Genomic DNA, 26,892 nt, shown 5'->3' on the forward strand with positions numbered 1-26,892 from the left:
GACCGATCAGTCCTCCATGTCCTCGTTGATCTCGTCCCGCAGTCGGCTGGACGACGAACGGCCCTCACCGCCCCGGGGGCCGTCGAGCACCCCCGGGCCGAAGATCTTCTGCCAGTCGACGTTGACCCCGGTCATCTCGGGCACCGCGTCGCTGGGCCGGGTGAACGGCTCGAAAGTGTCCATCACCCGGCGCGCCATCACCGCGCGGGCCTCCTGGGCCGCCTCCAGGACGCTGGCCGCCAGCTGGGTGGCGGACATGGTGCGGTACTTGCCGTCCAGGAACTTCAGCTCGGTCAGATCGCCCTGCGCACTGACGGTGACCTGCACCGCGCGGTCGGGGGAACGTACGGTGGCGCTGGCGTCGGCGAGTTCGCGCTCCGCCCGTGCCACCTCGGTCTGGGTCGTCTCCAGATCGGCGATGGCCCGGGCGAGCCGCTGCTCGATCGTCTCCCGCATGTCGCTCATGCCCCCGCCTCCCCGCTCGCCCGTCTCGTCTCGCCCAGCTTCCGCGGCACCCTGAGCCCGCCCGGCGCGCTCACCGGCCGATCACCGCGGGCGCGCCGCCCTCGTCGGTGCCCCACACGTCCTCGTCCTCCGGCTCGGCCATCCAGCTCTGCCGGTCACGGTTGCCGCTCTCGGTCGACCGGTTGCCCTGCCCGGCGCCCCCGGGGCCGCCCACCGGATAGGCGGAGCCGGAACTCGTGGACGTGCCGCGCCCCCGGGCGACCGCCAGCTCCTCGTCCTCCGTGGCGCCCCTGCGGCTGCCGGACCGGCCGCCGCGCCTGCCGCCGCCCCCGCCGGGTTCGGTGAGGACGTTGCGGACCCGTTCCGAGGAGCCGTTGCCGCCGCCACCGGCGCCCGCACCGCCGCCGCCCATGCCCCCCATACCGCCCATGCCGGGGAACAGCGGTGTCCCGCCGGAGCCCGCGGATCCCGAGCTGTCCGCCGAACCGTCCGAGCCCACGGTGAGCGGGGCGCCCAGGGCGCCGCCCGACAGCAGGTCGCTCGTGCTGTCCTCGCCGTCGTCGTAGTCGGCGTAGTCGCCGCTGTCGTAACTGCCGGTGGTGCCCAGCAGGCTGCTGGAGTCGAGCCCCGAGCCGCCGCCGAGGGACGAGCCGAGGCCACTGCCGGAACCGGTCAGGCCGTCGCCCAGGCTGCCCAGGTTGCTCAGACCGTCGAGGGAACTGCTGCTGGTGGTCGGGGGGATGACGGTGGGGCTGGTCAGGTCGAGGTCACCGAGTCCGTCGCCGAGGCCGCTCGTGCCGATGTTGCCCGTCTCGACCGAACCGTCGGGGTTGGTCGTGGTCAGCTGGCCGGTCTCCGGGTCGATGGTGGTGACGGTGCCGTCGGGGAACCGGGTGGTGAGGGTCCCGTCGGGGTTCAGGGTGGTCACACTGCCGTCGGGGTTGGTGTGTCCGCCGGGGACGGTCAGGTCGCCGGTGGTGACCGTCCCGTCGGGGGCGGTCGTGGTGACGATGCCGGTCTCGGGGTCCAGGCGCTGGGTGGTGCCGTCGGGGTAGCGGGTGGTCAGCGTGCCGTCGGGGTTGAGCGTGGTGGTGCTGCCGTCCGGGTTGGTGAGCGTGGAACCCTTGGTGGCGTCGTTGCCGTCGTCCGAACCGCCGAGCCCGAGACCCAGCCCCAGGCCCGTACCGAGACCGGTGCCCGTACCGAGGCCGGTGCCCAGGCCCGTGCCGAGTCCGGTACCGATTCCGTCGCCCAGGCCGCCGGTGAGGTTGAGTCCGTCGCCGAGCCCGTTGCCCAGGTTCGTGAGGCCGTCGCCCAGACCGCCCAGGCTGTCGCCCAGTCCGTCACCCAGGTTGTCGAGGCTGTTCCCGAGTCCGTCGCCCAGCCCGTTGAGACTGTTGCCCAGGTTGTCGCCCAGGTTGTTCAGGCCGTCCCCGAGCCCGGCCCCCAGGTTGTTCAGGTTCTGGCCGAGGTTGTTGAGCGAGTTGTTGAGGTTCTGCTGGTTCTGGTTCGCCTGCTCTTCGAGGATGTCGCGCCGGTCCTCCTCGTACTGCTCGGTGAGCGTGGAGGTGTCCTTCGTCTCCAGCTCCTCGAAGGCGTCCTCCAGGTCGCTCCACGCCGTCTTGAGGTTGGTCAGCGCCGTACTCGCCGCTGCGACGAGGACGTCCTTCACATGCTGGTCCCAGACGGCGACGGCGTCGTCGGCCATCTTCTTCCAGGCGCCGGGGTAGTCCTTCAGGTTCCCGTAAGTGGGGTGGTTCTGCTTGAAGTTGGCGTTGGTCTTGTAGGTGTACCCGGACTCGTCCGCGTACACGGTGGTCTGCTTGATGTTGTTCTCCAGCACCCACACGGAGACCTTGTCCAGGATCTCCATCAGGATGCGGTGCGGGTCGTGCCGCCCGTCGCTCGCCCAGGTGGTCCACGCGGTGTTGAGATCCGTCGCCGCGGTCCGCAGGGCGTGCTCGGCCTTGGCCAGTGCCTCGCTGAGCTTCGACTGCGGGGCGTGGCCGCTGCTGAAGTTCTGGGTCGCGGTGAAGGCGGTGCCGCCGAGCTGGTCCACGTAGTCGTCGTAGTTCGTGCGGAGCTGGTGGACGAGGTGCCAGAACAGGCCCGCCGCCTGGCCCCGCCACGCCGCGTTCTCCTCACCGAGCGAGGTCTCCCACTGGGCCAGCGTCGTGGCGTGGTTCTTGAAGAACGTCATCGTCCGGTCGAAGGCCAGCCCCGTGCGCTCGAAGGAGTTGGCGTCCACGGCCTCGGCGTTCTGCACGTCGTAGCCGTTGTAGGAGAAGCCGCGGGTGGTCCCGTCGGTGAGCAGTTTCTGCAACGCTGCCCGGGAGCCGCCCGCGTACTGCCCGAGCGGGGTGAAGTCCCACTCGTCGCCCTGGCTGCCGGTGAACTTGCCGCCGCCCATCGACTCACCGTTGTCCAGCAGCCGGGCCCGGCCGTTCCCGTCCACGGGTACGCCGATGAAGACCAGGGTGGCCTGCCAGAGCGAGGCGTAGTCGTGCGCGCCGTCACCGCCCCCGTCGACGAACGCAAGGTCGTAGTCCTCGCCCTCCTGGGTGTGCCAGCCGACCAGGGCCGTGAAGTTGTTCGCGGTCAGCTCGGTCGAGTAGAGGGCCTCCAGGCCGCCCCGCATCAGCGGGATGTGATCCTTGCTGCTCAGGGTGTCGAAGAGCGTCTTCCGGCTGGGTACGGCGTAACCGGTGACGAGGGTGACTGCCTGGCCCCAGGTGTCGTCGGGGTCGTGCTTGGCCGGCATGGCGGGCTCCGCTGGGTGAGGTGGGGGAGAGGGGACGTAAGGCGTGGGGCGGCGCGGGGCCGCCCGGGTCAGTCGTCCTCGCCCCCGGACAGATCGCCGTCGATGTCCGACCAGATGTCCAGCAACTGCTCGCCGTTGATGCCTTCGAGGGTGGTGCCCTGGGTCTTCAGCAGTGTGCGGATGGTGGTTTCGAGGTTGTCGTCGATGTCGTCGAAGAGGTCGCCCTGGGCGTCGAGAACGGTGTCGATCGACGTCGCGGACGACAGGACCGAGGCCACCAGGGTCTTGCCGTAGGTGACGTCGTCGGCGCCCATGAGACCGATGCCCAGTACGGCGTTCTCGCCGAAGTACTCGGCCGGGAGCAGGCCCTTGACGACACTGTGCAGTGAGCGCACACCGTTCGTGTCGTCCTTCATGATGGCCTTGAGATCGGTGATGAACTCGGCCAGGGCGTGTGTCCTGAACGTGCCCAGTGACGCCGCGTCCAGACGGGTCAGATCCGCCATGGCTTCCTCCTGCTGGGTTGTCGGGGACGACGGTGGAACCGGACGGGCTCCGGCCCCGGTGGCCGTCCGTCCGGTTCGTCCGGCGTCAGCGGCCTATCTGGACTTCGGACCAGAGCTGGGAGAGCGAGTTCTCGCTGTAGCGGTAGCTGTCGGAGATGTCCGTCAGCAGCGTGGAGTGCGAGGTGAGCAGGGTCTCCATGTTCTTCACCGCCGAGTCCCACGCCTGCTGCTTCTGGCGGTACATGCTGGCGTCCTCGCCGTACCAGGACTTCACCAGTTCGTTGAGCTCGGCCTCGAGCGACGCCAGGGTGTTCGCGATCGCCTTGGTCTGCTGGACCATGTCGTCGGCGGCGTTGTTCATGTGGTTGTAGTCGACGTAGATGTAACCGTCTGTCATGTCACCCATGGGAACCTCTTCTGCGCTGGGGGGATGTGGGGCCTGAACGGATCACGGACCGGTCAGCAGGTCGGCGGGTCAGCCCGCGAGCTGGTCGAAAGCCGCCTGCGACTGCGAGTAGGCCTGGTTGATCGACTCGTTGGACGAACCCTGGGTCTTGCCGTGCTGGGCCAGGCTCTGGTTGAGCTTGTCGACCATGTCCTCAAGGCTCCGCAGGATGCTGGTGGCCTGGTCGTCCCACTGCTTGAGCAGCGAGCCGAACTGGCCGCCGTCGCTGCCCTGGTAGCCGCTGGAGAGGGTGGCGCGGGTCTGGTCGACATCCTGCTTCGACTTCAGGATGCCGCTGAAGGCCGCCTCCAGCGCCTGGATGCCGTTGCGGGTCGCCTGTTCATTGGACTGCTGGCCGTTGCCTGCCATCGTTCCCTCCTCGGGGTCGGGTACCGCGTCGACTCGCGTTACTGCCTTGACGTCAAGAGACTAGGGTTGCCTGCGAAATGGTTGCAACATGACGCGACTCAGGGGTAGTTGGATCGCTCACAGATCAACTGCTTTTACCTGAAGGCAACTTCCCGGCATTCTCCGAAGCGCCTGAACCGTCTGAAGGGCCGGAAGTGCCCGTGCTACGACCGCACGGCGTCGCCGCCCCCGCCGAAGGGGCCGCCGCCCCGGTCGCCACCTCCGGGCTCAGGTCGGGCCCGGTCGGCAGCATCGCCAGCAGCGGTGAGGGAAGTTGGCGTGCGTCGGACTCCGCGTAGCCCAGCGCGGCGAGAGCCGCCTTCGAGGCCACCCGGTACTTCACCCCGTCGTCGCCCACGAGGTACGTCGCCGCGCCGACCGCGCCGCCGCCCGCGCTCAGCGCCCGCACCAGCGCACCGTGGCCGGGCCGCACCACGACCGCGTCCACCGGCAGACAGGCCGCCGCCACCGGCTCGCCGCTCGCCTCGGTGACCGGGGCGAGCTCGCTCTCCCGCACCAGCAGGGAACCGACCCGGACGCCGTCCGGCCCCGGCTTCACCTGCGCGCAGGCCGTCCAGCCGGCCGGCACGCGCATCGCGCGGGGCGGGGCGTCGGGAAGACCGGAGGCCGAGGGATCGACGCCGGAACTGCCCGGCGCCTGGTGATCCTTGAGTACGTCCGCGCCGACTGGCAGAGCGGCGGGTGAGGCACCGGCGTACGCCTTGGCGCGGACGTCCGGATCGCCCAGCAGCAACGCGGCACCGGTCGCGGTGACCGGGACCAGACCCTCACCGCGCAACAGGTAGTACTGGCCGCCCGATTCGGTGCCGGCCCCGGTGCCCGAGTCGGCGCCCGGCACCGTGACCTGGAACACCTGGCCCACCTTGGTGGCCGTCCCGCCCAGCGATGGCCCCGCCGACCCCAGCTTGGGCACCGGCGGCGGGGCGAGCGCGGCGCCCGGCACCAGGGCGTCAAGGAAGGCGGCGGAGACGGGACGCGGGGTCACCGAGCTGTACCCCAGCGAGAGCAGCGCGCCGGACGCGGTGTCCAGCGGCAGCCGGCTGCCCTGCCACACCAGGTACGTCTTCTTGTCCGGGCCGCTCACCAGCACCGCGGCACCGGCGCCGACCGGGTCGCCCGCCACCGCGCCCCCGGCGACCAGCGCCGTCACGGGGCGCGTGGTGACCGTACCGTCCGCCGCGGTCGTGCTGCCCAGCGCCGAGCAGACCTGCCAGGCGCCGGACTCCAGATCACCGGTGCCGGGCACCGAGTCCGGTGCTCCGGTGATTCCGACGGCGGCGCCCACGGGTGTGCCGCGCAGCGACGCCGTGGACACGTCGGTGGTCTTCAGATCCGCGCCGCCGATCAGCAGCGCGGAGGAGTAGTTGCGCACCGGCCGAAGCCGCCCCCCGAGGTAGAGATAACGGGCCCCCGTCTCCCGGTTGACGATCAGCGTCTCGCCGCTGCGCCAGGAGTCGTTGCCGCCGGGCGACACCAGACCGAACACCACCGCCCCCGCGGCGATCAGCACCGTGATCAGCAGCCCGGCCACCGCACCCCGGGTGGTACGCCCGAGCGGGCTCTCCGGGGCGTCCGGATCGGCGAGCAGCATGCCCGAGGTGAGCCGGCTCATGGTGAACGTGTGCGCCTGCACCTGGTCACGCTTGGACTGCATGTACAGCGGGTCCTTCCAATAGGCCGGGTGTGGCGGGATGGTGTCTGGTGGTGGAGCCGTACTGCAGGGGCGAGGCGGGATCCGGGCGGGCGAGGACGCGGAACACCTGCCCGCGCCGGTTCGGGCACGCCGGTGGTCCCGAGCCCAGCCGGAACGCGAGCCGCCCGGACAGTGGAGTACGGCCGCCGACGCCGCCCGGCGCCGGTGAGCCAGTCGCCTTGCCGAGCCCCGGGCAGCCGCCTGCCTTGCCGACCGCTCGGCCCGCGAGGACCGGCGGACGAGCTGATGCCCCGCCCCGCCCGGATCGCCGGCCCAGCCGTACGACCCCACCACCCGGCGCCGGTGAGCCAGTCGCACCGCCGGTGGCGCCCGCACCGCTTGTGCGCGTCGAACCGCCAGGGGCGCCCGCCCCGTCCGCACCCACCCCGCACCGCCTCTCAGCCGGTGATCGAGCGCAGCGCGGCGAAGACGCCCAGCACCCACAGGGTCAGCGGCAACAGGGCCATCGCCAGCAGGGAGTGCACCAGTTCCGCCGCCCGACCCCAGTACGGCAGCATCCGCCGCCCCGGTACCGTCCACGAGGCGACGGCCAGGACGGTGGCCAGCGCCAGCAGCCCCACCACCAGCAGCGGGCGGTCCGCCGGCTCCGTGTCCACGGCCAGCGCGAGCACCAGGAGCGCCACACCGAGCGAGCCCGGCAGCACCAGGGCGAGCCGCTGCCACACGTTGACCATGCCCCGGCCGTGCAGCAGCAGGAGCAGCGCCAGCGCCACCGCGGTCAGGGTCTCCGGCAGGCCGGGGTTCCTGGCCAGCGGCACGAGAGCACCCGCGCACAGGACGCCGGTCGCCGCGTACAGGCCGGTCATCCAACCGCTCGCGAGTTCCGTACGGGTGGCCACGTCCCGCCCGTTGTAGGGCTCGATGCCCTCCTGGAGCTGTTGCGCGTTCGTCGGCAGCGCCGGCATCCGCATCCCTGCCAGCTTGAACGACAGGGAAGGCACGAAGCCGCCCAGCAGCACCGCCAGCACGGCCACCGTCGCCGCGGCGCCGTCCACGGAGAGGTCGAGGAGGCTCATCAGGCCACCCGCGAGAGCCCCCGCCACGGCCACCAGCGCGGAGGCCACGAACAGGGGCGTACGCACCGCCGCCAGGGCCAGCGCCAGCACCGCGCCCCCCGCCCCGGCCGCCGCGGCGGCCAACAGCCGTGCGCCCAGCACCCGGTGGGCGTCGGGGCCGGCGATCTCGCCGCCCGGCACCAGCCAGCCCGCCAGCGCCAGATAGGGCGCCGCCATGAATCCCAGGGTCGCGCCCGCCGCCGCGTCGCCGACCGCCCGGCTGGCCGACGCGGCCCCCGCGAGCAGCAGCAGCCCGGCCACGCCCGCGGTGCCGATCCGGACCCCGGCCGGGCCGCCGGGCCAGGCCAGCACCAGCAGGCCCAGGGCCAGCGCGGCCACCGTCATACCGAGCAGCAGTCGCCGCCCCGCCGCCGGGTTCCAGCCGTGCAGCCGGTCCCGGGTGACGTTGGCGATACCGTCCACCAGGTCGTCGAGCCGGACCTCCGGCAACGACTCGGTGTGCGGCCGGAGATACACCACCTCACCGTCCTTGAGGTCGAGCGCCTCCAGGGTGCCCTCCTCGTCCAGCGGGGCGCCGCCCAGGCGTTGCAGGACCCAGCCGTCGTGCTCCAGCCCGTTCTCCTCGATGTCCTCCCCGGCGTACCGCAGCACGGTGGGCAGCAGATCGGCCACGGGTACGTCGGCGGGCACCGCCAGATCGATGGTCCTGGCCGGGGCCCGTACCGTGAGGCGGCACAGACCCGCCACGGAGCTGTCGGTCATCGTGGGGTTCACGTCTCCAGAGAAGTTCGGGCGGCGGACTCGTTCGCGTCCGCTTGGACGTACGAGTTGATGACATGCAGACTACTGACCGCCGATCGAACGGAATTATGGGTCCCGTTTCAGTGGCGTGTCACAAATTCCCACCGGCACGCGTCAGTTGGCCGGTTCACGACCAGGCGGCATTTCAGCCTCTGTTCAACCCTTCGAAGGAGCATGTCCGTTGAGTGTGGTTCTGTTCCGCAGGCCGGCCCGCCGACGGGGTCCGGACATGCCCGAGGGCGAGCTGACTCTCCAGGAACCACCGACACTTCCCGAGGTCGTCGCGGACAGCTCGGCGATCTGGACGTATCTCCCGATGGCCATGATGTCGGTGTCGATGATGCTGATGTTCATCAGGCCCGGCGGTGGCAACGGCGCGTTCATGTACATCGCGCTCGGCATGATGGTGCTGGCGTCCGCGGCCATGATGGTCGGCCAGGTGATGCGCAAGGCCGGCGAACGCAAGGAACGGCTGCGCGGTGAGCGGCGCGACTATCTGCGCTATCTCACCCAGACCCGCCGCAAGGTCCACCGGGCCGTCGTGGAACAGCAGTTGGCGCTGGCCTGGCGGCACCCCGACCCCAAGGTGCTGCGCACCATGGTGCGTACGACCCGCCTCTGGGAACGACGGGTCAAGGACGAGGACTTCGGCGAGGTGCGGATAGCCGTCGGCGACCAGCAGTTCGCCATGCGGCTCAACCCCCTGTCCACCAAGCCGGTCGAGGACCTGGAACCGCTCAGCGCGCACGCCCTGCGCCGCTTCGTCCGCGCCTACAGCACGGTGCCCGAGCAGCCCATCGCCCTCTACCTGCGCTCCTGGTCCCGCGTCCTGACCCGCGGCGACGACGCCGCCGTACGCGCCATGGTGCGGGCCGCGCTCTGTCAACTCGCCCTGTTCCACCCGCCGGAGGAGCTGTGGGTGGCGCTGTGCGTGTCCGACGAACGGCGCGCGGAGTGGGAGTGGGTGAAGTGGCTGCCGCACAACCTGCACCCGCAGGAGCAGGACGGCGCGGGCCCCGCCCGTATGGTCGCCACCGCCTTCAACGACCTGGAGGACCTGCTCGGCGCCGAGTTCACCGAGCGCCCGGTCTTCGATCCCGAGGCGGTGCCCGGCCGCGACGAGCCGTTCACGGTGATCGTCGTCGACGGCGTCACCGTGCCGGCCGGTCACCGTCTCGACGGCCCCGGCTTCCGCAACACCATCGTCCTCGACCTGTCCGGCTCCCTCACCTGGCGCCCCGGCCGCTCCACCCTGCGCCTGGACGTGACCCCGGCAGCCGTCCGGCTCGTACGCACCGACCGCACCCGCAAGGAACAGACGACGCTGCTCGGCCGCCCCGACCGGGTGGGGCCGGCCGCCGCCGAGTCACTCGCCCGGCTGATCGCCCCCTACCGGATGGGCCTGACCGCCGACTCCGCCGAACCACTCGCCGCCGACGTCCAGTTGACCACCCTGCTGGGCATCCCCGACCTGTACCGGCATGACCCGGCGACCCTGTGGCGCAAACACACCGGCGCCGCCCGGCTGCGCGTGCCGGTCGCGATCGGCGCGGACGGCGGGCCCGTCGAACTCGACATCAAGGAGTCCGCGCAGGGCGGCATGGGCCCGCACGGCATGCTGATCGGCGCCACCGGCTCCGGCAAGAGCGAGCTCCTGCGCACCCTCGTGCTCGGACTGGCGCTCACCAACTCCTCCGAGACCCTGAACTTCATCCTGGTCGACTTCAAGGGCGGCGCCACCTTCCTCGGCCTGGACGAACTCCCGCACACCTCCGCCGTGATCACCAACCTCGCCGACGAAGTCGCCCTGGTGGACCGGATGCAGGACGCCCTGCACGGCGAACTCATCCGCCGCCAGGAGCTGTTGCGGTCGGCCGGCAACTACTCCTCCGCCCTGGAGTACGAGAAGGCCCGAGCCGCCGGCACCCCACTCGCACCCCTCCCCAGCCTCTTCATCGTCGTCGACGAGTTCAGCGAACTCCTCGCCGCGCACCGTGAGTTCATGGACCTGTTCGTGATGATCGGCCGCCTCGGCCGGTCCCTCGGCGTCCATCTCCTCCTCGCCTCCCAGCGCCTGGACGAGGGCCGTATGCACCAGCTGGAGAGCCATCTCTCCTACCGGGTGGGCCTGCGGACCTTCTCCGCGATGGAGAGCCGGGGCGTCCTCGGCGTCCCCGACGCCTACCAACTGCCCTCGCAGCCAGGCGCCGGCTTCCTCAAGAGCGGCGTGGAGGCGCTGACCCGCTTCCGGGCCGCCTACGTCTCCGGCCCGTACCGGCACCGGCGCGGCGCCGTCGTCCAGGCCCGCGTGGCCAGCCAGGTCGTGCCCTGGTCGGCGGGCTGGGTGGTGCCACGCACCCCGGCCGCCGTACCCGAACCGGAACGCGAGGAGGAGACCGAGTCCACCGACAGCCTGCTGTCCGTGGCCCTGGACCGGCTGCGCGACCACGGCCCCACCGCCCACCAGGTCTGGCTGCCCCCGCTCGGGGCGCCACCCACCCTGGACGCGCTGCTCCCGGGCCTGACCCCCACGCCCGACCGGGGCCTGTCCGCGGCCGGCTGGCCCGGCACAGGGCGCCTGCGGGTGCCGGTCGGCCTCGTCGACAAGCCGTTCGACCAGCGCCGCGACCCACTCGTGGTGGACCTCTCGGCGGGCGGCGGCCACGTCGCCATCGCGGGCGGCTCACAGAGCGGCAAGTCCACGGTGCTGCGCACCCTGATCACGTCGCTCGCGCTCACCCACACCCCTGCCGAAGTCCAGTTCTACTGCCTCGACTTCGGCGGCGGCACCCTCTCCTCGCTGGCCGGCCTGCCGCACGTCGGCGGGGTCGCGGCCCGGCTCGACAGCGAACGCATCAGCCGTACGGTGGCCGAGGTCACGAGCGTGCTCAACCAGCGCGAGCAGTTCTTCCTCGACCACGGCATCGACTCCATGGCCACTTACCGGCGGCGCCGGGCGGCGGGGGAGTTCACCGACGAGACGCACGGCGACGTCTTTCTCGTCGTCGACGGCTGGGCCCAGGTCAAGCAGAACTTCGACAGCCTGCTGCCCACCTTCAACCAACTCGCCACCGGTGGACTGAACTACGGCATCCACCTCATCGTCACCACCACCCGCTGGGTGGAGTTGTCCGCGCAGATCCGTGACCAGAGCGCCACCCGGCTGGAGTTGAGGCTCGGCGACACCATGGACTCCGTGGTGGACGTCCGTAAGGCGGCCACCGTGCCCCGCACTCCGGGCCGCGGCCTGACCATGGGCGACAAACTCCACTTCCTGACCGCGCTCCCGCGCATCGACGGCCAGAACGGCGCCGAGGACCTCGCGGACGGCGTCACCGCCCTGGTGGAGAGGATCGCCGCGGAGTGGAGCGGCCCGCCCGCCCCGCCCGTACGGATGCTCCCGCACCGTCTTCCGGCCTCCGCGCTTCCGCCGGCCGAACTGGGCGACGGCCTCCGCCTGCCCCTCGGCCTGGACGAGGAGACCCTCTCCACGGTCTGGCACGACTTCAGCCGGACCCCGCACCTCGTGGCCATCGGCGACTCCGAGAGCGGCAAGACCAACCTGCTGCGCCTGGCCGCCAACGCCATCACGGCCCGCTACACCGCCGCCGAGGCCCGCGTCCTGGTCGTCGACTACCGCCGCGACCTGGTCGACGCAGTCCCCGCCGAGTACCAACTGGGTCACGCGGTCTCCGTGGACGCCCTCAAGGAACTGGTGGGCGGCTCGGCCCGCGCCCTGAAGACCCGCCTTCCGGGCCCGGACATCACCCCCGCCCGAATGCGCCTGGCCGACTGGTGGCAGGGCCCGCGCCTGTTCGTCCTCGTCGACGACTACGACATGGTCGTGGGCAGCAACAACTTCGACCACCCTTTCGCCCCGCTCTTCGACCACCTGGCCCTGGGCCACGAACTGGGCCTGCACGTCATCGCGGTCCGCTCGGCGACGGGAGCGGGCCGCGGCCTGAACGACCAGCTCCTACGCCGCCTGGACGAGGTCAACACCCCCGGCGTCCTGCTGTCCTGCCCCCCGAGCGAGGGCTACGTCTTCGGCAACATCAAGCCCCGAAACCTGCCCCCGGGCCGAGCCCAGTACGTCGTACGTCGCAAGCCGACACTGATCCAGACGGCGGTGGTGGAGGGAGCGGAGGAAACGGACTGAGGCCGACACATACTCAGCCCGTCCTGCGCTTGAGGACAAGGCCCGTCCAGGGCCGGCTTCTTTCCCACCCACCCGCCCCCACCGCATCTCCACCCCGGGCCGCACCCGCCAGCCCGGCCGTACCTTTCCAGCGCCGGCCCGCACCCTCAGCCCGTCCGGCGTTTGAGGACAAGGCCCGTTCAGGGCCGGAGCGGGGGTCTGGGGGCGCAGCCCCCAGGAACGGGATGGGACGGGTAGGGGCGGCGGGGGCGAAACAACCCCACCTCAGCCGCCCCCGTTCCCGGCCCGCCACCCCCGAGCCCGCCCCCGAGGCACCACGACAGCCCCCCACACCACCAACAGCAACACCGCCCCACCCCCCGCCGCGAACAACACCGCACGACGCGTCGGCACAGCCCCCGCGTCATCCGGCAGCCGCACCGGCAGCGCCCCCCGCAAAGGAGCCACCGCAGCCCCCCGCTCAACCGCCCCCACGGACGTCACCGCCGCATACGGATCGAGCCGCGGCACCGCATCGGGATACGCCGTAGAGACAAGCCGCGCAGCGGTCTGCGCACCCGTCAGCCCGGGATGCGCCGACCGCACCAACGCCGCCGCCCCGGCGACGAATCCGGCCGCGAACGACGCCCCGGAGCCGATGTAGTGCCCACTGCCCCGAGGTCCCGGACCGACCACTCCGTCACCGGGGGCCGCGAGATCGGCGTCACGCGGAAGCAGGGCGTTGTCCGGCCGACCGCCCTTCGCGTCCACGTCCACCACGGACAGCACACCCTCCTGCGCGGCGGGCCAGTAAGCCCGGGGAACCGGCGCGTCCCCGGAAGCCGCGCTCCGCTTCGCCGGCGGATCCGGAACCGCGGCGGCCACCACCAACGCGTCGTGCGCCACCGCGTCCTCGACAGCCGCGGTCAGCGCCGCCGACCCCCGCTCCAGCGCCGGTGACACCTCGATGACCTTCGCCCCGGCGTCCACCGCCGCCCTGATCCCCGCCGCGACGCTCGCCGCGGTGGCGGTACCCCGGGCGTCGGTGCCGCGCACGGCGACGATGCGCGCCTGTTGGGCGACCCCGGCGAAGCGGACCCCGTCCGTGGTCGTGGCCGCGATCAGCCCGGCGACGAAACTCCCGTGCCCGACACAGTCCTGCCCCGCCTCCCCGACCGCTGTCACCCGCCCCTTCAACGCGGGCGCGGTCGTCGACACCCCGGTGTCCACGACCGCCACGGTCACCCCGGCGCCGGCCGAGAACTGCCATGCGCGCGGCAGTTGCAGACTCTGCTGCTCCCACGGCACGGAGGTGGCCCGCTCGGCCGAGGCCCCGGTGCACGCGTCGTCGGCATCGAGCCGCGACGGCATCACGGGCAGCCGTACCGGCGAACCGTCCGCGGCGAAGGCGACCGGCGCGGCGAGGACAACCAGAGGCACCAGAGGCAGCACCACGGCGAACGTCCGGCCCGGACGAAGGCCACGGAGACGACGCAGACGACGCAGACGGGGAAGACGGGGAAGACGACGCAACTGGGGAAGGCGACGAAGACGACGGAGACGGGGGAGGGGGCGACGCATGAACCGCATCCTAAATGGCGCGCAAGCCCGCCCACCGCAGCCGCCCCACTCGCAACCCGCGCTCTCCTCAGCCCAGTTGAGGCACATCCCCGGGAACCAGCAACCGCAGGTCGTCCAGTCCAGGCGCGGCCATCACGCTGACGCGTCCGGCCTGCCGCGTCATCATGCCCTCCAACACCTGCCGTGCCAGCCGGGCGTTGCCGAACGAGCGGTCCCTCGGCAGCGCGTCGAAGTACTCCCGCAGCACGGCCCCGGTACCCGGCCCGCACTCGTAGCCCGCGCTGTCCGCGTGCATCCGTACGATCGTGACCAGCTCGTCGGACGAGTAGTCCGCGAACTCGACGCGCCGCGAGAACCGCGAGGACAGCCCGGGGTTGGAGGCCATGAAGCCCTCCATCTCGCGGGTGTAGCCCGCGACGATCACCACGACCTGCTCCCGGTGGTCCTCCATGAGCTTGAGCAGCGTGTCGACGGCCTCCTGCCCGAAGTCGGACCCGGAGCCCGAACCCGCGGGCGTCAGCGTGTACGCCTCGTCGATGAACAGGACGCCCCCCAGGGCCCGTTCGAAGACCTCGCGAGTGAGCTGCGCGGTGTGTCCCACGTACCGTCCGACGAGGTCGGCCCGGGACACCTCCACCAACTGCCCGCGCGGCAGCACCCCGAGAGAGACCAGCAGCTCGCCGTAGAGGCGGGCCACGGTCGTCTTGCCGGTGCCGGGCGGCCCGCTGAAGACCAGGTGGTGACTGATCCGGGGTGCGGGGAGGCCGGCGGCCTCGCGCTGGCGGGCGGTGGACAGCAGGTTGACGAGATCGGTGACGTCGCGCTTGACGGCGGCCAGCCCCACCATGTCACCGAGCCGGGACAGCGCGTCGCTCCGCGAGCCCCCGCCACCGGCGCCGCCCGCCGCTTCGGCGGCCTCCGCGCCGACGTCCTCCGGGAGCAGCAGCGAGAGGTCACGCTCGCCGACCTCGGCCAGACCGGCCAGCCGTACGGCCTGCCGGTCGACCATCTCCTCGAAGACCTGCCGCGCGGCCCGGCCGTTGCCGAACGCGGCGTCCTTCGGCATGCGTTCGAAGTGCGTGGCCAGCGCGGCGGCCGTGCCCTCGCCCAGCTCGTACTGGTGGCGGACGCACATGCTCTCCATGATCGCCACCAGCTCGGGCACCGAGTAGTTCTCGAACTCCACGGTCCGGGAGAACCGGGAGGCCAGACCCGGGTTGGAGCCGAGGAACGACTGCATCTCACCGGAGTAGCCGGCCGCGACGACGACCACGTCCTCCCGGTGGTCCTCCATCAGCTTGAGCAGCGTGTCCACCGCCTCCCGCCCGAAGTCGGCCCCCGAACTCCCGCTGTCGGCCGTCAGGGTGTACGCCTCGTCGATGAACAGCACCCCGCCCAGCGCCCGGTTGAACGCCTCCGTGGCCTTGATCGCCGTACCGCCGATGACCTGGGCGACCAGATCGGCCCGCGACACCTCCACCAGATGACCGGAGCGCAGCGCGCCCAGCTGGGCGAGGATCGTGCCGTAGAGACGGGCCACCGTGGTCTTACCGGTGCCGGGCGGCCCCGCGAAGACCAGGTGGCGGCTCATCGGCGGTGCGGACATGCCGAGTTGGGCGCGGCGCTGCGCCAGCTGCGTGAGATTGACCAACGTCCGGACCTGCTGCTTGACGTTGGACAGCCCGATCAGCGCCTCCAGTTCGGCGAGCGGGCCGGTCTCACCCGCCGCGCCGCCCCCGGTCTGGGCGGTTCCGGCGGGGTCGGTGCCCTCGCTGTCGCCGTAACCCCAGGCGTCCCGCTGGCCGTTGCCGTTGCTGGTGAGCCCCTCGACGGCGAGCCGGTCGCCCTGCTTGGACTGGATCAGGCCGCCACCCTTGTTGTCCCGCACCACACAGTTGACGACGGAGACGGGGTCGGTGCTCTCGACCCGCAGGCCGTCCTTCGAACTGCCGCCGATCTCGCAGGCGTTGAGGGAAGCCCGGCCGCCCTCCCGGACCAGGACGCCGTTCTCGCCGGCCGCGTTCACCCTGACCCGGGTCGCGGTGAGTTCGCCCTGCCCGTCGACGACGACTCCGTCGCCGCCCGGCTCACGGAACTCGCAGTCACGGGCGGTGGCGCTGCCCCCGGCGGCCACCATCAGGCCCACGGTGGCGGGCGCGAGGACGGTGGTGCCGCCGAGGTACAGGTTGCCGTCGCTCTCGACATGGACTCCCGCGCCGCCGGCCCGGTCGATCTCACTGTCCTCCAGCCGGCCCCGCCCGTCCTTGACGGCCTCCACACCGTGGCCGCCCGAGCCGCTGACCCTGACCCGGCGCAGCATCGGATTGGCGCCGCCGCGCACGCTGATGCCGGCTCCGGCGGCGTCGATGACGTCCAGCCGGTCGAGCTCGGCGGTGGACTCCTCCTCCAGGAGTACGCCGGTCGCCGCGCAGTCCCGCACGGTCAGCGAGGTCAGTGTGGGGGAGGCGGACCCGGCCACACGCAGCGCGGGGGCCTGGGAGGTGTCCAGCCAGCAGTCCTCGAAGGTGCCGCGCGCCCGGTCCGTGACCAGGATGCCGTGGCCCGTCGTACGGGCGGTACGGCAGCGGCGCAGCAACGGGTCGCTGCCGTGCGAGACGACGATGGCGGGCCCGGTGGTCGCGGTGACCCGGAGCTCCTCCAGAACCGTCCGCGAGGAACTGGTCAGATGGACGCCGATGGACGTGTCGTGCACGACCGTGCGCACCACCTGCGTCGTGCAGTGCTCCTCCAGCGCGATGGACGGCTTGTCGGTGGACGATATGTCGCACTCCTCCACGGAGCCCTGCGCCTCACCGTTGGCGAGGACACCGTTGCCCCGGGCGTCCCGGATGGTGCAGCCGCGCACCGTGACCCGGCCGCGTTCCCCGATGACCACTCCCGAGGTCCCCAGGTGCTCGATGGTGCAGGAGTCCACCGAACTGTCCACGGCCGAGGTGACCACCACCCCCGCCCCCGACGGGCTGCTCACCCGGCAGTCACGCATCGCCAACGAGCCGGCGTCACGGGCCAGTACAGCCGCCCAGGCGGCGCCGGACACCTCGCAGCCGTCCATCGCGACCTGTCCCCGGGCGGCGTCCACGGCGGGCAGTTCCTCGTCGCGGCCGCGCAGTACCAGGTCGGTCAGCATCACGGCGTCCGCCTTCAGCGTGAGCACGCTGCCGCGCCGCGGACGTATCTCCACCGTGCCACGCGCCTGCTCGGCCACGATGGTGACCCGGGTGGCGACGACGAGGTTCTCTTCGTAGATCCCGGGACGCACACTGATCACGGCGCCGCTGCGCGCCCTCGCCAGTGCCTCTCCGATCGTCCGAAAGTCCTCGGTGCCCTCCGGGCAGACCGTCAGTACCTGGCGTGACACGCGCCCTCCATCTCTCACGGCGTTACCTGCCCGGCGTGGGCAGCACCATCATGCCGGGACGGGCGGGCATGGTCACGCCAGAGCCGGGGGAAGTGGACACACCCGAGGCGGCCGGAGCGCCGGCGGGAGAAAAGCAGAAAACCCCACACGAAGTGGGGTTTCAGCGACTGACGAGTGAGTGTCCGAGGGGGGACTTGAACCCCCACGCCCGATAAAGGGCACTAGCACCTCAAGCTAGCGCGTCTGCCATTCCGCCACCCGGACAAGGTGTCTGTCGCGCGGGGTTCCCCCCGTGGCGACGAAGGAAACATTACCAGGCTTTCCGGGGTGGCCGATCACCCCCTGTCGCCGCGTGAACGGTGTGTGACGGGCCTGGACCGCTCTTGGGGTGCGGCGGGCCGGAGGGGGAGGATGAGGGCGTGACCACCAGCAGGAACAGTGGGAGGTAGCACCGTGAGCGGGACGGGCAGGACAGACACGGCCAAGGGCGTCACCGGCGAGGACGAGGTCGTGGACCTCTGCCGCGAGCTCATCCGGATCGACACCAGCAACTTCGGCGACCACTCGGGACCGGGTGAACGCAAGGCCGCCGAGTACGTGGCCGAGAAGCTCGCCGAGGTGGGCCTGGAGCCGCGGATCATCGAGTCGCACAAGGGGCGAGCCTCCACCGTGGCACGTGTCGAGGGTGAGGACCGGTCCCGGCCGGCGCTGCTCATCCACGGCCACACCGACGTCGTACCGGCGAACGCGGCGGACTGGACCCACCACCCGTTCTCGGGCGAGATCGCGGACGGGTGTGTGTGGGGCCGCGGCGCGGTCGACATGAAGGACATGGACGCGATGACCCTCGCGGTTGTGCGAGACCGGCTGCGCACCGGCCGCAAGCCCCCGCGCGACATCGTCCTCGCCTTCCTCGCGGACGAGGAGGCGGGCGGTACGTGGGGCGCGCGGCACCTCGTGGACAAGCACCCGGACCTGTTCGAGGGCGTGACCGAGGCGATCAGCGAGGTCGGCGGGTTCTCCTTCACCGTCAACGAGAACCTGCGGCTGTATCTGATCGAGACGGCCCAGAAGGGCATGCACTGGATGAAACTTACCGTCGACGGCACCGCCGGACACGGTTCGATGATCCACAAGGACAACGCGATCACCGAGCTGTCGGAGGCCGTCGGACGCCTCGGTCGGCACAAGTTCCCGGTCCGGGTCACCAAGACGCTCCGCCACTTCCTCGACGAACTCGGCGACGCGCTGGGCACCGAGCTGGACCCCGAGAACATGGACGCGACGCTCGCCAAACTCGGCGGTATCGCCAAGCTGATCGGCGCCTCGCTGCAGAACACCGCCAACCCGACCCAGCTGGGCGCCGGTTACAAGGTCAACGTCATTCCCGGCCAGGCCACCGCGCACGTCGACGCCCGCTACCTGCCCGGCTACGAGGAGGAGTTCCTCGCCGACCTGGACCGCATCCTCGGCCCGAACGTGAAGCGCGAGGACGTGCACGCGGACAAGGCGCTGGAGACCTCGTTCGACGGGGCGCTCGTGGAGGCCATGCAGACCGCGCTGGTCGCCGAGGACCCGATCGCCCGGGCCGTGCCCTACATGCTCTCGGCCGGCACCGACGCCAAGTCCTTCGCGGACCTCGGCATCCGCTGCTTCGGCTTCGCACCGCTGAAGCTGCCGCCGGAGCTGGACTTCGCGGGCATGTTCCACGGTGTTGACGAAAGGGTCCCGGTCGACGCGCTGAAGTTCGGGGTGCGTGTGCTCGACCGCTTCATCGAGGCATCCTGAAATCCGTGCCAGTCCTGAGTTCCGGGAACCCGACCGGGGCCCCAAGGCCCTTGAATGCGCCCGGAATTACCCGATTGAACGACACTCCAATAATCGTCCGCACGTGCGTGGCTGACTGAGAAGAGTGAATGCGCTCATAGGGTCGTAGCCCTAATGCCCCCGCCTCGTTATTGGTGATGCGGTCCGCTACTCGGGATCGCATTGCCAACAAGGAGGAATAATGATCAAGAAGGTCGTCGCCGCTGCGGCTGCCACTGGTGGTCTGGTTCTCGCGGGTGCGGGCCTGGCCGTCGCCGATGCTGGTGCCCAGGGTGCCGCTGTGGGCTCCCCGGGTGTTCTGTCCGGCAACGTCATCCAGGTTCCCGTTCACGTCCCGGTGAACGTCTGCGGCAACACGATCTCCGTGATCGGTCTGCTGAACCCCGCCTTCGGCAACACCTGCGTCAACAACTGATGCTGCGCCTCGCTTCTTGAGGTTCCGACTCCCAGTGAGTCTGAGCCTGTCGGCCCCGGAACGCCTTGTGCGTCCCGGGGCCGACAGGTCGTTCCGGAAGGTTCACGACACATCATTTGAAGGCAGGGATGCAGTTATGCGAGAGGTCACCCGCAAGGGGCTGATGACCGTGGCGGCCGCGACTGGAGTGATGGCCGCCGCAGGCGGCGCGCAGGCGCATGCCGACTCGGGTGCGAACGCCGTCGCTTCCAACTCACCCGGTGTGCTGTCCGGCAACTCGGTGAGCGCGCCGGTGAACGTGCCGGTCAACGCCTGCGGCAACACGGTGAGCGTCGTCGGTCTGCTCAACCCGGCGATGGGCAACAAGTGCGCCAACGGCGGAGGCGGCGGCAACGGCTCGCCCGGCGGACACGGTAACCACGGCAACCAGGGCCACCACGGCAACCAGGGTGGGCACGGCGGCCAGGGCGGTCACGGCTCGCCCGGTGGGTACGGCGAGAACGGCGGCTACGGCGGTCATGGCTCGTCCGGGGGATACGGCGACGAGGGCGGCTACGGCGGTCATGGCTCGCCGGGAGGTTACGGCGGGTACGGCGGGTACGGCGGGTACGGCAGCCAGGGCGGGTACGGCGACTCGGGCGGCCCCGGTGACTTCGGGTACCCGGGCAGCCCGGGCGGCTCCGGTGACTGGGCGAACTGGAACGGCTGGGAGGGCTCGTACGCCGGCGGGTACGCCACCGACTCGCCGGGCGTCGGGTCGGGCAACCACGTGGAGGCCCCGGTCGACGCACCGGTGAACCTCTGCGGCAACACCGTCGACGTCGTCGGTCTGCTCAACCCGGCGATGGGCAACGACTGCGCGAACACCGGGGACCACATGGGCGGCGGCCACCCGGCGCCGCCTCCGGAGACCGACGAGCCGTGCACGCCCCCGAGCGGCGGTCACGAGACCCCGCCCCCGATCGGACCGAGCGGCCCCGAGCAGCCCGGCAAGCCCCAGCAGCCGGAAACCCCCCAGCTCCCGGGCGGCCCGCAGCACCCGGGAACCCCGGGTGGCCCGCAGCACCCGACCACCCCGGAGCACCCGGGAACGCCGCACCACCCGGGAACCCCGGCCCAGCCGGCCACCCCCACCAGGCCGGCGACCCCGCTCACCCCGCCCACCTCCGCGCACGGCGTGACGCCTCCGGCCGGGCCCACGTACGTCGACCAGAGCGGTGCGCGGACCGTGCCGCAGCCCCGGAGTGCCGCGCAGCTCGCGCACACCGGCGGTGACCTGCCGCTGGGCGTCGCCCTGCCGGTGGGCGCGGGCATGCTGCTCGCGGGCACCGTGCTCTACCGCAAGGCACGTCCCTCGGCGTAGACCCGTAAGGAAATTCCGTACGAACCGGATAAACGCGCCGAAGTTCACCCGGCGGCATGATGTACGGAGCGGGCCCCGCAGACGCGGGGCCCGCTCCGTTTCGGCTGATTCATCTCACCACGTGGCCCGCACCTGACGGATGATCCGTCGCCGCAGCCGCACCCTGCGGCTGCCGTCGCGCAGCAGGCTCAGGCGGTCCAACTCCCAGTGTCCGTACTCGGCATGGTCCGTCAGCAGGCGTGTGGCGTCCTTGCGAGAGACCCCGCGTGGTACGTACACGTCGACAAATTCGTATTCCGGCATCGCATCTATTGTGCGGGCAGAGCCCCAGTACGGATAGCGTCTGCACTATGTCTGATGCTGCGCAGCCCACCGCTGCCGAGGTACGCGCCGCCGCCGAGGCGGTCAAGACCGCGCTCGACCGCCACCTGGCGGCGGTCGAACGCCGGTCGGGGGAGGACGACCCCGATGTCTATGAGGCGTTCAACCAGCTGGCCGCTGCCGCCGAGGTGTACGACGAGCTGCTCTACGACCGCTACGACGAGGTCACACCCTTCGAGATCCCGGGTACGGACGACGCCCTGCCGCCGTACGCGGGCCCCGAGGAGCCGAACGCGCTGAGTGTGCTCATCCGCCGCGACTACGCCGTGGTGGAGCCGCAGCGCCTGCTGGCGCAGGCCCAGCGGGTGGAGGCCGTGGACGACGACGGCGCGGGCGTCGAGGCCTCCGGCACGGTGCACGGCGCGCTGGGCATTCTGTTCGGCGAGTTCGAGCCGGACGAGATCGCCTCCCGGCACAAGGAGTTCGGCCTGGAGGAGGGCGACTCCACCCTGTGGGTGACGGCGGCGGACGAGCCGGCCGACCCCGGCGAGTGGCTGGAGGCCCCCTTCGACCAGGTCGACGCGGAGCGGGTCGTCTGCCGTTTCGACGTCAGCGCGGTCTTCGACGACGACGCGGACGACGTCATCGAGGACGACGACCTGCTGGAGGACGGCCTCGATCCCGACCTGGTGGCGGCGGGGCTGGACGAGGACGAGGACCTGGAACCACTGGACGCCGACCGCCTGCGCTAGGGCGTGATTCGAAAGTCCCGACAGCGGCGGTCACGGGAGGGTCTGCCTCCCGTGACCGCCGCTGTCGTTCGTCCTGGGTCCCTGCCCGCTCAGGCGGGCGTCGGCACCTGCGCCGCGAGCAGGCCCGGCAGCCGCGTCGTACGGGCCTTCGCCGGGACCTCCGCGACCGCGCGGGCCAGTGCCTGGTCCACGCCGTGCACCACGGACAGGTGCCGTTCCGCGCGGCCGAAGGCCGTGTAGACCCACGGCCGGGTCAGTGACGGAGCCGCGTCCCCGGGCAGGACCACGACGGCGGCCGGCCAGTGCAGCCCGACCGCCTCGTGCGTGGTGAGCGCCCACCCGTGCCGCACACCCTGCTCGACCAGCTCCTTCGGTACGACGACGGGGGCGCCGTCGCACTCCAGGTGCAGCCCCTCCGCGTCGGCGTCGACGACCCGCCCGGGCACCGTCCGCCCGGGCGCGGGGGAGTACACGATCCGGTCACCGGGGTCGAAGCCGCCGAAGCGGCCCGGGCCCGGGTTCAGCCGCTCCTTGAGGGCGGAGTTGAGCGCGCGCGTACCGGCCGCGCCACCGTGCCCCGGCGTGATCACCTGGGTCTGCTCGGCCGGAACACCGAGCGCCCTGGGCACCGAGTCCGCGACGAGCTGCACGGTCCGGTGCACCGCCTCGCCCGCGTCCCGCACGGGGACGATCACGACCTCCTTGCCGGGCGCCTCGACCTGGGTGAGTTCGCCGACGGAGATACCCGAGACAAGCTCGCCGATCGGCCCGGGATCGGGCGTGCGCGAGACGATGTGCGGGCACGCGCGCGCGGCGAGCAGGTCGGCGAAGACCCGCCCCGGCCCGGCCGACCACAGCACCGCCGGATCACCGCTCAGCACCAGTCTGGCCCCGTCGGGCAGCGACTCCACGATCATCGCGGCGCTCTCCACGTCGAGCTGCGGCGCGTCCAGCACGACCAGCAGATCGAGCCCGAACGCCCCCTCGGCGTCCCGCCCGGGCCCCTCGGCCCCAGCCAGCAGCCCAGCGACGGTGACGACGGAATCCGAAGCCGATCGCGAGCCAGAGCCAGAGGCAGAGCCCGAATACGAGTCCGGTTCCGTGGCGGAGCCGTCCTCGGCTGCCAGAAGTGCCGCGAAGCGACGGCGGCCGTCGGTCGTGTGGGCCGCCGTACAGACCCGCAGGCCCAGGGAACGGGCCGCGGCGACGAGGGCGGCCGGTTCGGCGCGAGCCGCGTCGCCGCCGGTGTGCAGCACGAGGCCGTGCCCGGCGACGGCACGGATCAACTCGGCCGCGGAACCGGAGCCCGACGCCCCGGCCGACGACTCCCACTCCTCCGAGGGCGACTCCTTGGGCAGCGAGTTGACGATCCGGGCCAGCCCGTCGGCGAGGCTCTCCTCGGCGAGCGCGTACCGCTCCAGCCCGATGAGCACGCGAACAGGACGCTCGACGTCCTCCCCGTCCGACCCTTCCTCCCCGGTTTCGTCGTCCACGTCTGCCGCGGCGGGCCCGGGGGCTTCCTCGACCGCGTCCTGGAACTCCAGGGCCTCACCCTCGGCGACCGCGCTCTGCACGGCGGAGTCCGGGTCGGGCACGGCGCGCTGGGCGAGCGCGGCGGTGAGCGTGGCGACATCCAGCACCGTGTGTCCGGCCAGGGCGGCCTGCTCCAGCAGCCACACCGTGACCGCCTGGCCCCGCCGCTCGTCGTCCGGACCGCACTCGGCGCCGAGCAGCGCCCGCGCGAAGCCGTCGGCCTGCTCGGTCCGCACCCCGGCGACCCGCAGCAACTGCCAGGGATCCGCGCGCAGTTGACCGTCCGCTCCGTCACCGAGCACCGAGACGACCTGCGGTGCGAGTGTCTGAGGCGCACCCCCTTCGGCCAGCACGCCCCGCACGGCCTCGACGGCTTCCGGCGCGGGGGCGGTCGTGGGTGTCGCAATGGGCTGGGACGGCCGTACGGAAACGGTCGAGGCGGAGGCGGAAGGAGAGAGGGAGGGAGACGGGGAGGTCGAGGGCCGTGCGGCAGGGGCTCCGGACCCGGACTGCGGCCCTGACGCGGATGCGGGCGGGGACTTCGGGGCGCGGAAGGTGACGGCCGACGCGGACTTCTCCCCGCTCTCCACGGCCCGGACGGCCGCCAGGAGATCGGCGGCCGTGCCGCTGAGCTTGGTGCCGCTCGCGACAGGCCCCTGCTTCTCGGCCTTGCGCCGCTCGATCCGCTCCCGCAGTTCCCGCTGCGCGGCCAGCTCGGCCTGGGCCTCGGACGGCTGCCCGGCGGCATCGCCGCCGCCCGCCTCGGTGCTCTCCGCGGCCTCGGTGGTCCCGGTCCGGTCGGCCGAGGAGTCTTCGTTCGCGGGCTCCTCGGTGCTGCCCGGGGTCCCCGGCTCGGCTTCCTCCGTGGTGTCGGGCTCCGTGCTCACAGCGTGCTCCAGTCGTGATCGGGATAGCGGTGCACGGGCGCTGACACGTCGTCGAGCGCCCGGCAGATCTCGTCAGGAAGACTAAGGGTCTCCACTGACAACGCGGCCGTGAGCTGCAGCGCGTTGCGCGCGCCGACGATGGGGGCGGTCACGCCGGGCCGGTCCCGGATCCAGGCGAGCGCCACCTGCAACGGCGTCACCGCCAGCCCGTCCGCGGCGGTCCGCACGGCGTCCACGATGCGGCCGGCCGTCTCGTCGAGGTACGGCGCGACGAAGGGCGCCAGATGCTCCGAGGCACCCCGGGAGTCCGCGGGGGTCGAGTCGCGGTACTTGCCGGTGAGGACGCCGCGGCCGAGAGGCGAGGAGGGCAGGAGGCCGATCCCCAGGTCGAGTGCGGCGGGCAGCACCTCGCGTTCGATGCCGCGCTGGAGCAGCGAGTACTCCAGTTGCGTGCTGGACAGCCGCGTACGTATGCCCGGTGCCGCGAGCTGCCAGGTCGCGGCCTTGGCGAGCTGCCAGCCGCAGAAGTTGGAGACACCGGCGTAGCGGGCGCGTCCGCTGCTGACGGCGAGATCGAGTGCCTGGAGGGTTTCCTCAAGAGGGGTGTCGGGGTCGTAGGCGTGGATGTGCCAGACGTCGACGTACTCCGTGCCGAGGCGGGCCAGGGAGGCGTCGAGGGCGGCCAGGAGGTGACCACGGGAGCCGTCGACGCGCCGGTCCGGGTCGGGGACGCTGCCGGCCTTGGTCGAGATGACCAGGTCGCGGCGGGGCACGAGCCCGTCCATGAGCCGTCCGATCAGGTACTCGGCCTCCCCGTCGCCGTACACGTCCGCGGTGTCGACGAGCGTTCCGCCCGCTTCCCAGAACGCTTTCAACAGGCCCGCGGCGTCAAGCTCGTCGGTGTCCCGACCCCAGGTCAGGGTGCCGAGCCCGATCCGGGACACGCGCAGGCCGGTACGGCCGAGATGCCTCTGCTCCATGAACGCCGAGATTACTGGCCAGAACTGACCGGGTGGGTTGCCTGTGGACAACGGTTTCCTCCGCCCCCGCCGCCCTTACCCGTCCCATCCTCGGGGGCGCTGCCCCCGAACCCCCGCTCCTCAAACGCCGGAGGGGCTGAAATACCCAGCCCGTCCGGCGTTTGAGGACGAGGCCCCTTCAGGGCCGAAGCGGGGGTCTGGGGGCGGCAGCCCCCAGGGATGGGATGGGACGGGTAAGGGCGGCGGGGGCGAGGGAAGCAGGTGAGATCAACGCCCCACCGCCACCCTCGCACCCACACGCTAGTGTCGGACGGACAAGGGACGTTACTGATCGGTAAGGGGAATCGGCCATGCAGCTCGGGATCAACCTCGGCTACTGGGGCGCCGGAATGGACGCGGACAATCTGGCCGTCGCGCAGGAGGCAGACCGCCTCGGTTACGCCGTCTGCTGGGCCGCCGAGGCCTACGGGTCGGACGCGGCCACCGTGCTCACCTGGGTCGCCGCCCAGACCGAGCGCATCGACGTCGGCTCTGCCATCTTCCAGATTCCGGCACGGCAGCCCGCGATGACCGCGATGACCGCCGCCACCCTCGACTCGCTCTCCGGCGGTCGCTTCCGGCTCGGCCTCGGTGTCTCCGGGCCGCAGGTCTCCGAGGGCTGGTACGGCGTCAAGTTCGACAAGCCGCTCGCCCGGACCCGCGAGTACGTGGAGATCGTACGCAAGGCGATGAGCCGTGAGCGGCTCTCCCACGAGGGTGAGCACTGGACGCTGCCACTGCCCGGCGGCCCGGGCAAGCCCCTCAAGCTGACCGTGCACCCCGAGCGCGAGCACATCCCGCTCTACATCGCCGCGATCGGCCCCAAGAACCTCGAACAGACCGGCGAGATCGCCGACGGGGCGCTGCTGATCTTCCCGTCCGCGGCGCACATCGAGGACACCGCCATCCAGTACCTGCGCGCGGGCCGCGAGAAGGCCGGCAAGAGCCTCGAAGGGTTCGACGTCTGCCCGACGCTGCCGCTCGCCCTCGGTGACGACAAGGACGTGGCGTCGCTCGCCGACACCTTCCGGCCGTACACGGCCCTGTACGTCGGCGGCATGGGCAGCCGTAAGCAGAACTTCTACAACCAGCTCGCCCAGCGCATGGGATACGAGAAGGAAGCCGCCGAGATCCAGGACAAGTACCTGTCCGGCGACAAGAACGGCGCCGCCGCCGCCATTCCGCACGACCTGATCGACCAGACGACGCTGCTCGGCTCGGTGGACCGGATCGCCGACCGGATGCGGGCCTACGCGGCGGCCGGTGTCACCACGCTCACCCTCGCCCCGGCCGGCTTCACGCTCGACGAGCGGATCGCCGCGCTCCGCGCGGGCACCGACGCCCTGGAGCGCGCCGGAGTCGCGTAGCGGCGGGCACAGCGGAGGAAGAAAGTTCCGCGGCCGTGGTGGGGGCTCGGGGGTCTTCCCCGCCACGGCCGTCACGGAGCACAACGCGCCGCGGACCCGGCGGTTACGGCCCCCGCGTCTCTCCGCGCACTCGTACTCACGTCCCGGTCCGACCCCGGCCCTGTCCTTCGTTC

At 71.7% G+C, this 26,892-nt stretch carries 18 protein-coding genes and 1 tRNA gene; 6 read left to right on the forward strand and 13 right to left on the reverse strand.

Going from position 1 to position 26,892, the window contains the following annotated elements; genetic code table 11:
- Positions 1-6: 6 nt before the first annotated feature.
- The 7 genes from PV734_RS04700 to eccD form a co-directional block, all read right to left on the reverse strand.
- Complete coding sequence (locus tag PV734_RS04700; protein WP_319094172.1) at positions 7-465, reverse strand: YbaB/EbfC family nucleoid-associated protein; 459 nt, start codon at positions 463-465, stop codon at positions 7-9.
- A 70-nt stretch (positions 466-535) separates the two neighbouring features.
- Positions 536-3,226 carry an AAWKG family protein gene (locus tag PV734_RS04705; RefSeq protein WP_319094171.1) on the reverse strand — a complete coding sequence of 897 codons (2,691 nt, stop codon included), beginning with the start codon at positions 3,224-3,226 and terminating at the stop codon, positions 536-538.
- 68 nt (positions 3,227-3,294) lie between these two features.
- On the reverse strand, positions 3,295-3,732 hold the full coding sequence (locus PV734_RS04710) for a type VII secretion system-associated protein (protein ID WP_319094170.1): 438 nt from the start codon (positions 3,730-3,732) through the stop codon (positions 3,295-3,297).
- An 85-nt stretch (positions 3,733-3,817) separates the two neighbouring features.
- On the reverse strand, positions 3,818-4,138 hold the full coding sequence (locus tag PV734_RS04715; RefSeq protein ID WP_319094169.1) for a WXG100 family type VII secretion target: 321 nt from the start codon (positions 4,136-4,138) through the stop codon (positions 3,818-3,820).
- A 69-nt stretch (positions 4,139-4,207) separates the two neighbouring features.
- Positions 4,208-4,546, reverse strand: a complete 339-nt coding sequence (locus PV734_RS04720; RefSeq protein ID WP_319094168.1) for a hypothetical protein — start codon at positions 4,544-4,546, stop codon at positions 4,208-4,210.
- A gap of 124 nt (positions 4,547-4,670) precedes the next feature.
- Positions 4,671-6,260, reverse strand: a complete 1,590-nt coding sequence (eccB, locus tag PV734_RS04725) for a type VII secretion protein EccB (protein WP_319288827.1) — start codon at positions 6,258-6,260, stop codon at positions 4,671-4,673.
- Positions 6,261-6,697: 437 nt separating this feature from the next.
- Positions 6,698-8,098: a type VII secretion integral membrane protein EccD gene (eccD, locus tag PV734_RS04730; RefSeq protein WP_319094252.1), complete on the reverse strand. Its 1,401-nt coding sequence runs from the start codon at positions 8,096-8,098 to the stop codon at positions 6,698-6,700.
- A 268-nt stretch (positions 8,099-8,366) separates the two neighbouring features.
- Here eccD and eccCa point away from each other — a divergent pair, with 268 nt between their 5' ends.
- Positions 8,367-12,296, forward strand: coding sequence for a type VII secretion protein EccCa (eccCa, locus tag PV734_RS04735; protein ID WP_319288897.1), 3,930 nt, complete (start codon positions 8,367-8,369; stop codon positions 12,294-12,296).
- Positions 12,297-12,560: 264 nt separating this feature from the next.
- Here the strand turns inward: eccCa and PV734_RS04740 are convergent, their stop codons facing one another.
- From PV734_RS04740 to PV734_RS04750, 3 genes are all read right to left on the reverse strand, one after another.
- Positions 12,561-13,715, reverse strand: coding sequence for a S8 family serine peptidase (locus PV734_RS04740; RefSeq protein ID WP_319288828.1), 1,155 nt, complete (start codon positions 13,713-13,715; stop codon positions 12,561-12,563).
- Between the two features lie 208 nt (positions 13,716-13,923).
- Positions 13,924-17,235, reverse strand: coding sequence for a right-handed parallel beta-helix repeat-containing protein (locus PV734_RS04745; RefSeq protein WP_319094165.1), 3,312 nt, complete (start codon positions 17,233-17,235; stop codon positions 13,924-13,926).
- 179 nt (positions 17,236-17,414) lie between these two features.
- Positions 17,415-17,499, reverse strand: a tRNA-Leu gene (locus PV734_RS04750).
- A gap of 189 nt (positions 17,500-17,688) precedes the next feature.
- Here PV734_RS04750 and PV734_RS04755 point away from each other — a divergent pair.
- The 3 genes from PV734_RS04755 (at position 17,689) to PV734_RS04765 (ending at position 20,840) form a co-directional block, all read left to right on the forward strand.
- The gene (locus PV734_RS04755) at positions 17,689-19,023 is read left to right on the forward strand and encodes a M20/M25/M40 family metallo-hydrolase (RefSeq protein WP_319094164.1); all 1,335 of its coding nucleotides are present in this window, start codon (positions 17,689-17,691) and stop codon (positions 19,021-19,023) included.
- A 220-nt stretch (positions 19,024-19,243) separates the two neighbouring features.
- Positions 19,244-19,477 carry a chaplin ChpH gene (gene chpH, locus PV734_RS04760; protein ID WP_319094163.1) on the forward strand — a complete coding sequence of 78 codons (234 nt, stop codon included), beginning with the start codon at positions 19,244-19,246 and terminating at the stop codon, positions 19,475-19,477.
- A gap of 136 nt (positions 19,478-19,613) precedes the next feature.
- Entirely contained in the window at positions 19,614-20,840 is a 1,227-nt protein-coding gene (locus PV734_RS04765) for a chaplin (RefSeq protein ID WP_319288829.1), read from the forward strand.
- A 114-nt stretch (positions 20,841-20,954) separates the two neighbouring features.
- Here PV734_RS04765 and PV734_RS04770 read toward each other — a convergent pair whose 3' ends face one another.
- Positions 20,955-21,143 carry a DUF5703 family protein gene (locus PV734_RS04770; protein ID WP_005485166.1) on the reverse strand — a complete coding sequence of 63 codons (189 nt, stop codon included), beginning with the start codon at positions 21,141-21,143 and terminating at the stop codon, positions 20,955-20,957.
- A gap of 47 nt (positions 21,144-21,190) precedes the next feature.
- Here PV734_RS04770 and PV734_RS04775 point away from each other — a divergent pair, with 47 nt between their 5' ends.
- A complete protein-coding gene (locus tag PV734_RS04775; RefSeq protein ID WP_319094161.1) occupies positions 21,191-21,913 on the forward strand; it encodes a hypothetical protein in 723 nt (240 codons plus the stop codon).
- A gap of 89 nt (positions 21,914-22,002) precedes the next feature.
- Here the strand turns inward: PV734_RS04775 and PV734_RS04780 are convergent, their stop codons facing one another.
- On the reverse strand, positions 22,003-24,333 hold the full coding sequence (locus tag PV734_RS04780; protein ID WP_319288830.1) for a helix-hairpin-helix domain-containing protein: 2,331 nt from the start codon (positions 24,331-24,333) through the stop codon (positions 22,003-22,005).
- Positions 24,330-25,313, reverse strand: coding sequence for an aldo/keto reductase (locus PV734_RS04785; RefSeq protein ID WP_319094159.1), 984 nt, complete (start codon positions 25,311-25,313; stop codon positions 24,330-24,332). Before PV734_RS04785 ends, PV734_RS04780 begins: the two co-directional genes overlap by 4 nt.
- A gap of 350 nt (positions 25,314-25,663) precedes the next feature.
- Between PV734_RS04785 and PV734_RS04790 the strand changes: the two genes are divergently transcribed.
- The gene (locus tag PV734_RS04790; protein WP_319094158.1) at positions 25,664-26,719 is read left to right on the forward strand and encodes an LLM class F420-dependent oxidoreductase; all 1,056 of its coding nucleotides are present in this window, start codon (positions 25,664-25,666) and stop codon (positions 26,717-26,719) included.
- Positions 26,720-26,892 lie beyond the last annotated feature (173 nt).

Origin of the sequence: Streptomyces sp. AK08-02, from assembly GCF_033795085.1 — a bacterium.
GTDB lineage: Bacteria > Actinomycetota > Actinomycetes > Streptomycetales > Streptomycetaceae > Streptomyces > Streptomyces echiniscabiei.

Excerpts from the sequence above, each read along its gene's own strand:
- PV734_RS04700 (WP_319094172.1), bottom strand. The coding sequence starts at position 465 with ATGAGCGACATGCGGGAGACGATCGAGCAGCGGCTCGCCCGGGCCATC.
- PV734_RS04705 (WP_319094171.1), bottom strand. The coding sequence starts at position 3,226 with ATGCCGGCCAAGCACGACCCCGACGACACCTGGGGCCAGGCAGTCACC.
- PV734_RS04710 (WP_319094170.1), bottom strand. The coding sequence starts at position 3,732 with ATGGCGGATCTGACCCGTCTGGACGCGGCGTCACTGGGCACGTTCAGG.
- PV734_RS04715 (WP_319094169.1), bottom strand. The coding sequence starts at position 4,138 with ATGGGTGACATGACAGACGGTTACATCTACGTCGACTACAACCACATG.
- PV734_RS04720 (WP_319094168.1), bottom strand. The coding sequence starts at position 4,546 with ATGGCAGGCAACGGCCAGCAGTCCAATGAACAGGCGACCCGCAACGGC.
- eccB (WP_319288827.1), bottom strand. The coding sequence starts at position 6,260 with ATGCAGTCCAAGCGTGACCAGGTGCAGGCGCACACGTTCACCATGAGC.
- eccD (WP_319094252.1), bottom strand. The coding sequence starts at position 8,098 with ATGACCGACAGCTCCGTGGCGGGTCTGTGCCGCCTCACGGTACGGGCC.
- eccCa (WP_319288897.1), top strand. The coding sequence starts at position 8,367 with ATGCCCGAGGGCGAGCTGACTCTCCAGGAACCACCGACACTTCCCGAG.
- chpH (WP_319094163.1), top strand. The coding sequence starts at position 19,244 with ATGATCAAGAAGGTCGTCGCCGCTGCGGCTGCCACTGGTGGTCTGGTT.
- PV734_RS04765 (WP_319288829.1), top strand. The coding sequence starts at position 19,614 with ATGCGAGAGGTCACCCGCAAGGGGCTGATGACCGTGGCGGCCGCGACT.
- PV734_RS04770 (WP_005485166.1), bottom strand. The coding sequence starts at position 21,143 with ATGCCGGAATACGAATTTGTCGACGTGTACGTACCACGCGGGGTCTCT.
- PV734_RS04775 (WP_319094161.1), top strand. The coding sequence starts at position 21,191 with ATGTCTGATGCTGCGCAGCCCACCGCTGCCGAGGTACGCGCCGCCGCC.
- PV734_RS04785 (WP_319094159.1), bottom strand. The coding sequence starts at position 25,313 with ATGGAGCAGAGGCATCTCGGCCGTACCGGCCTGCGCGTGTCCCGGATC.
- PV734_RS04790 (WP_319094158.1), top strand. The coding sequence starts at position 25,664 with ATGCAGCTCGGGATCAACCTCGGCTACTGGGGCGCCGGAATGGACGCG.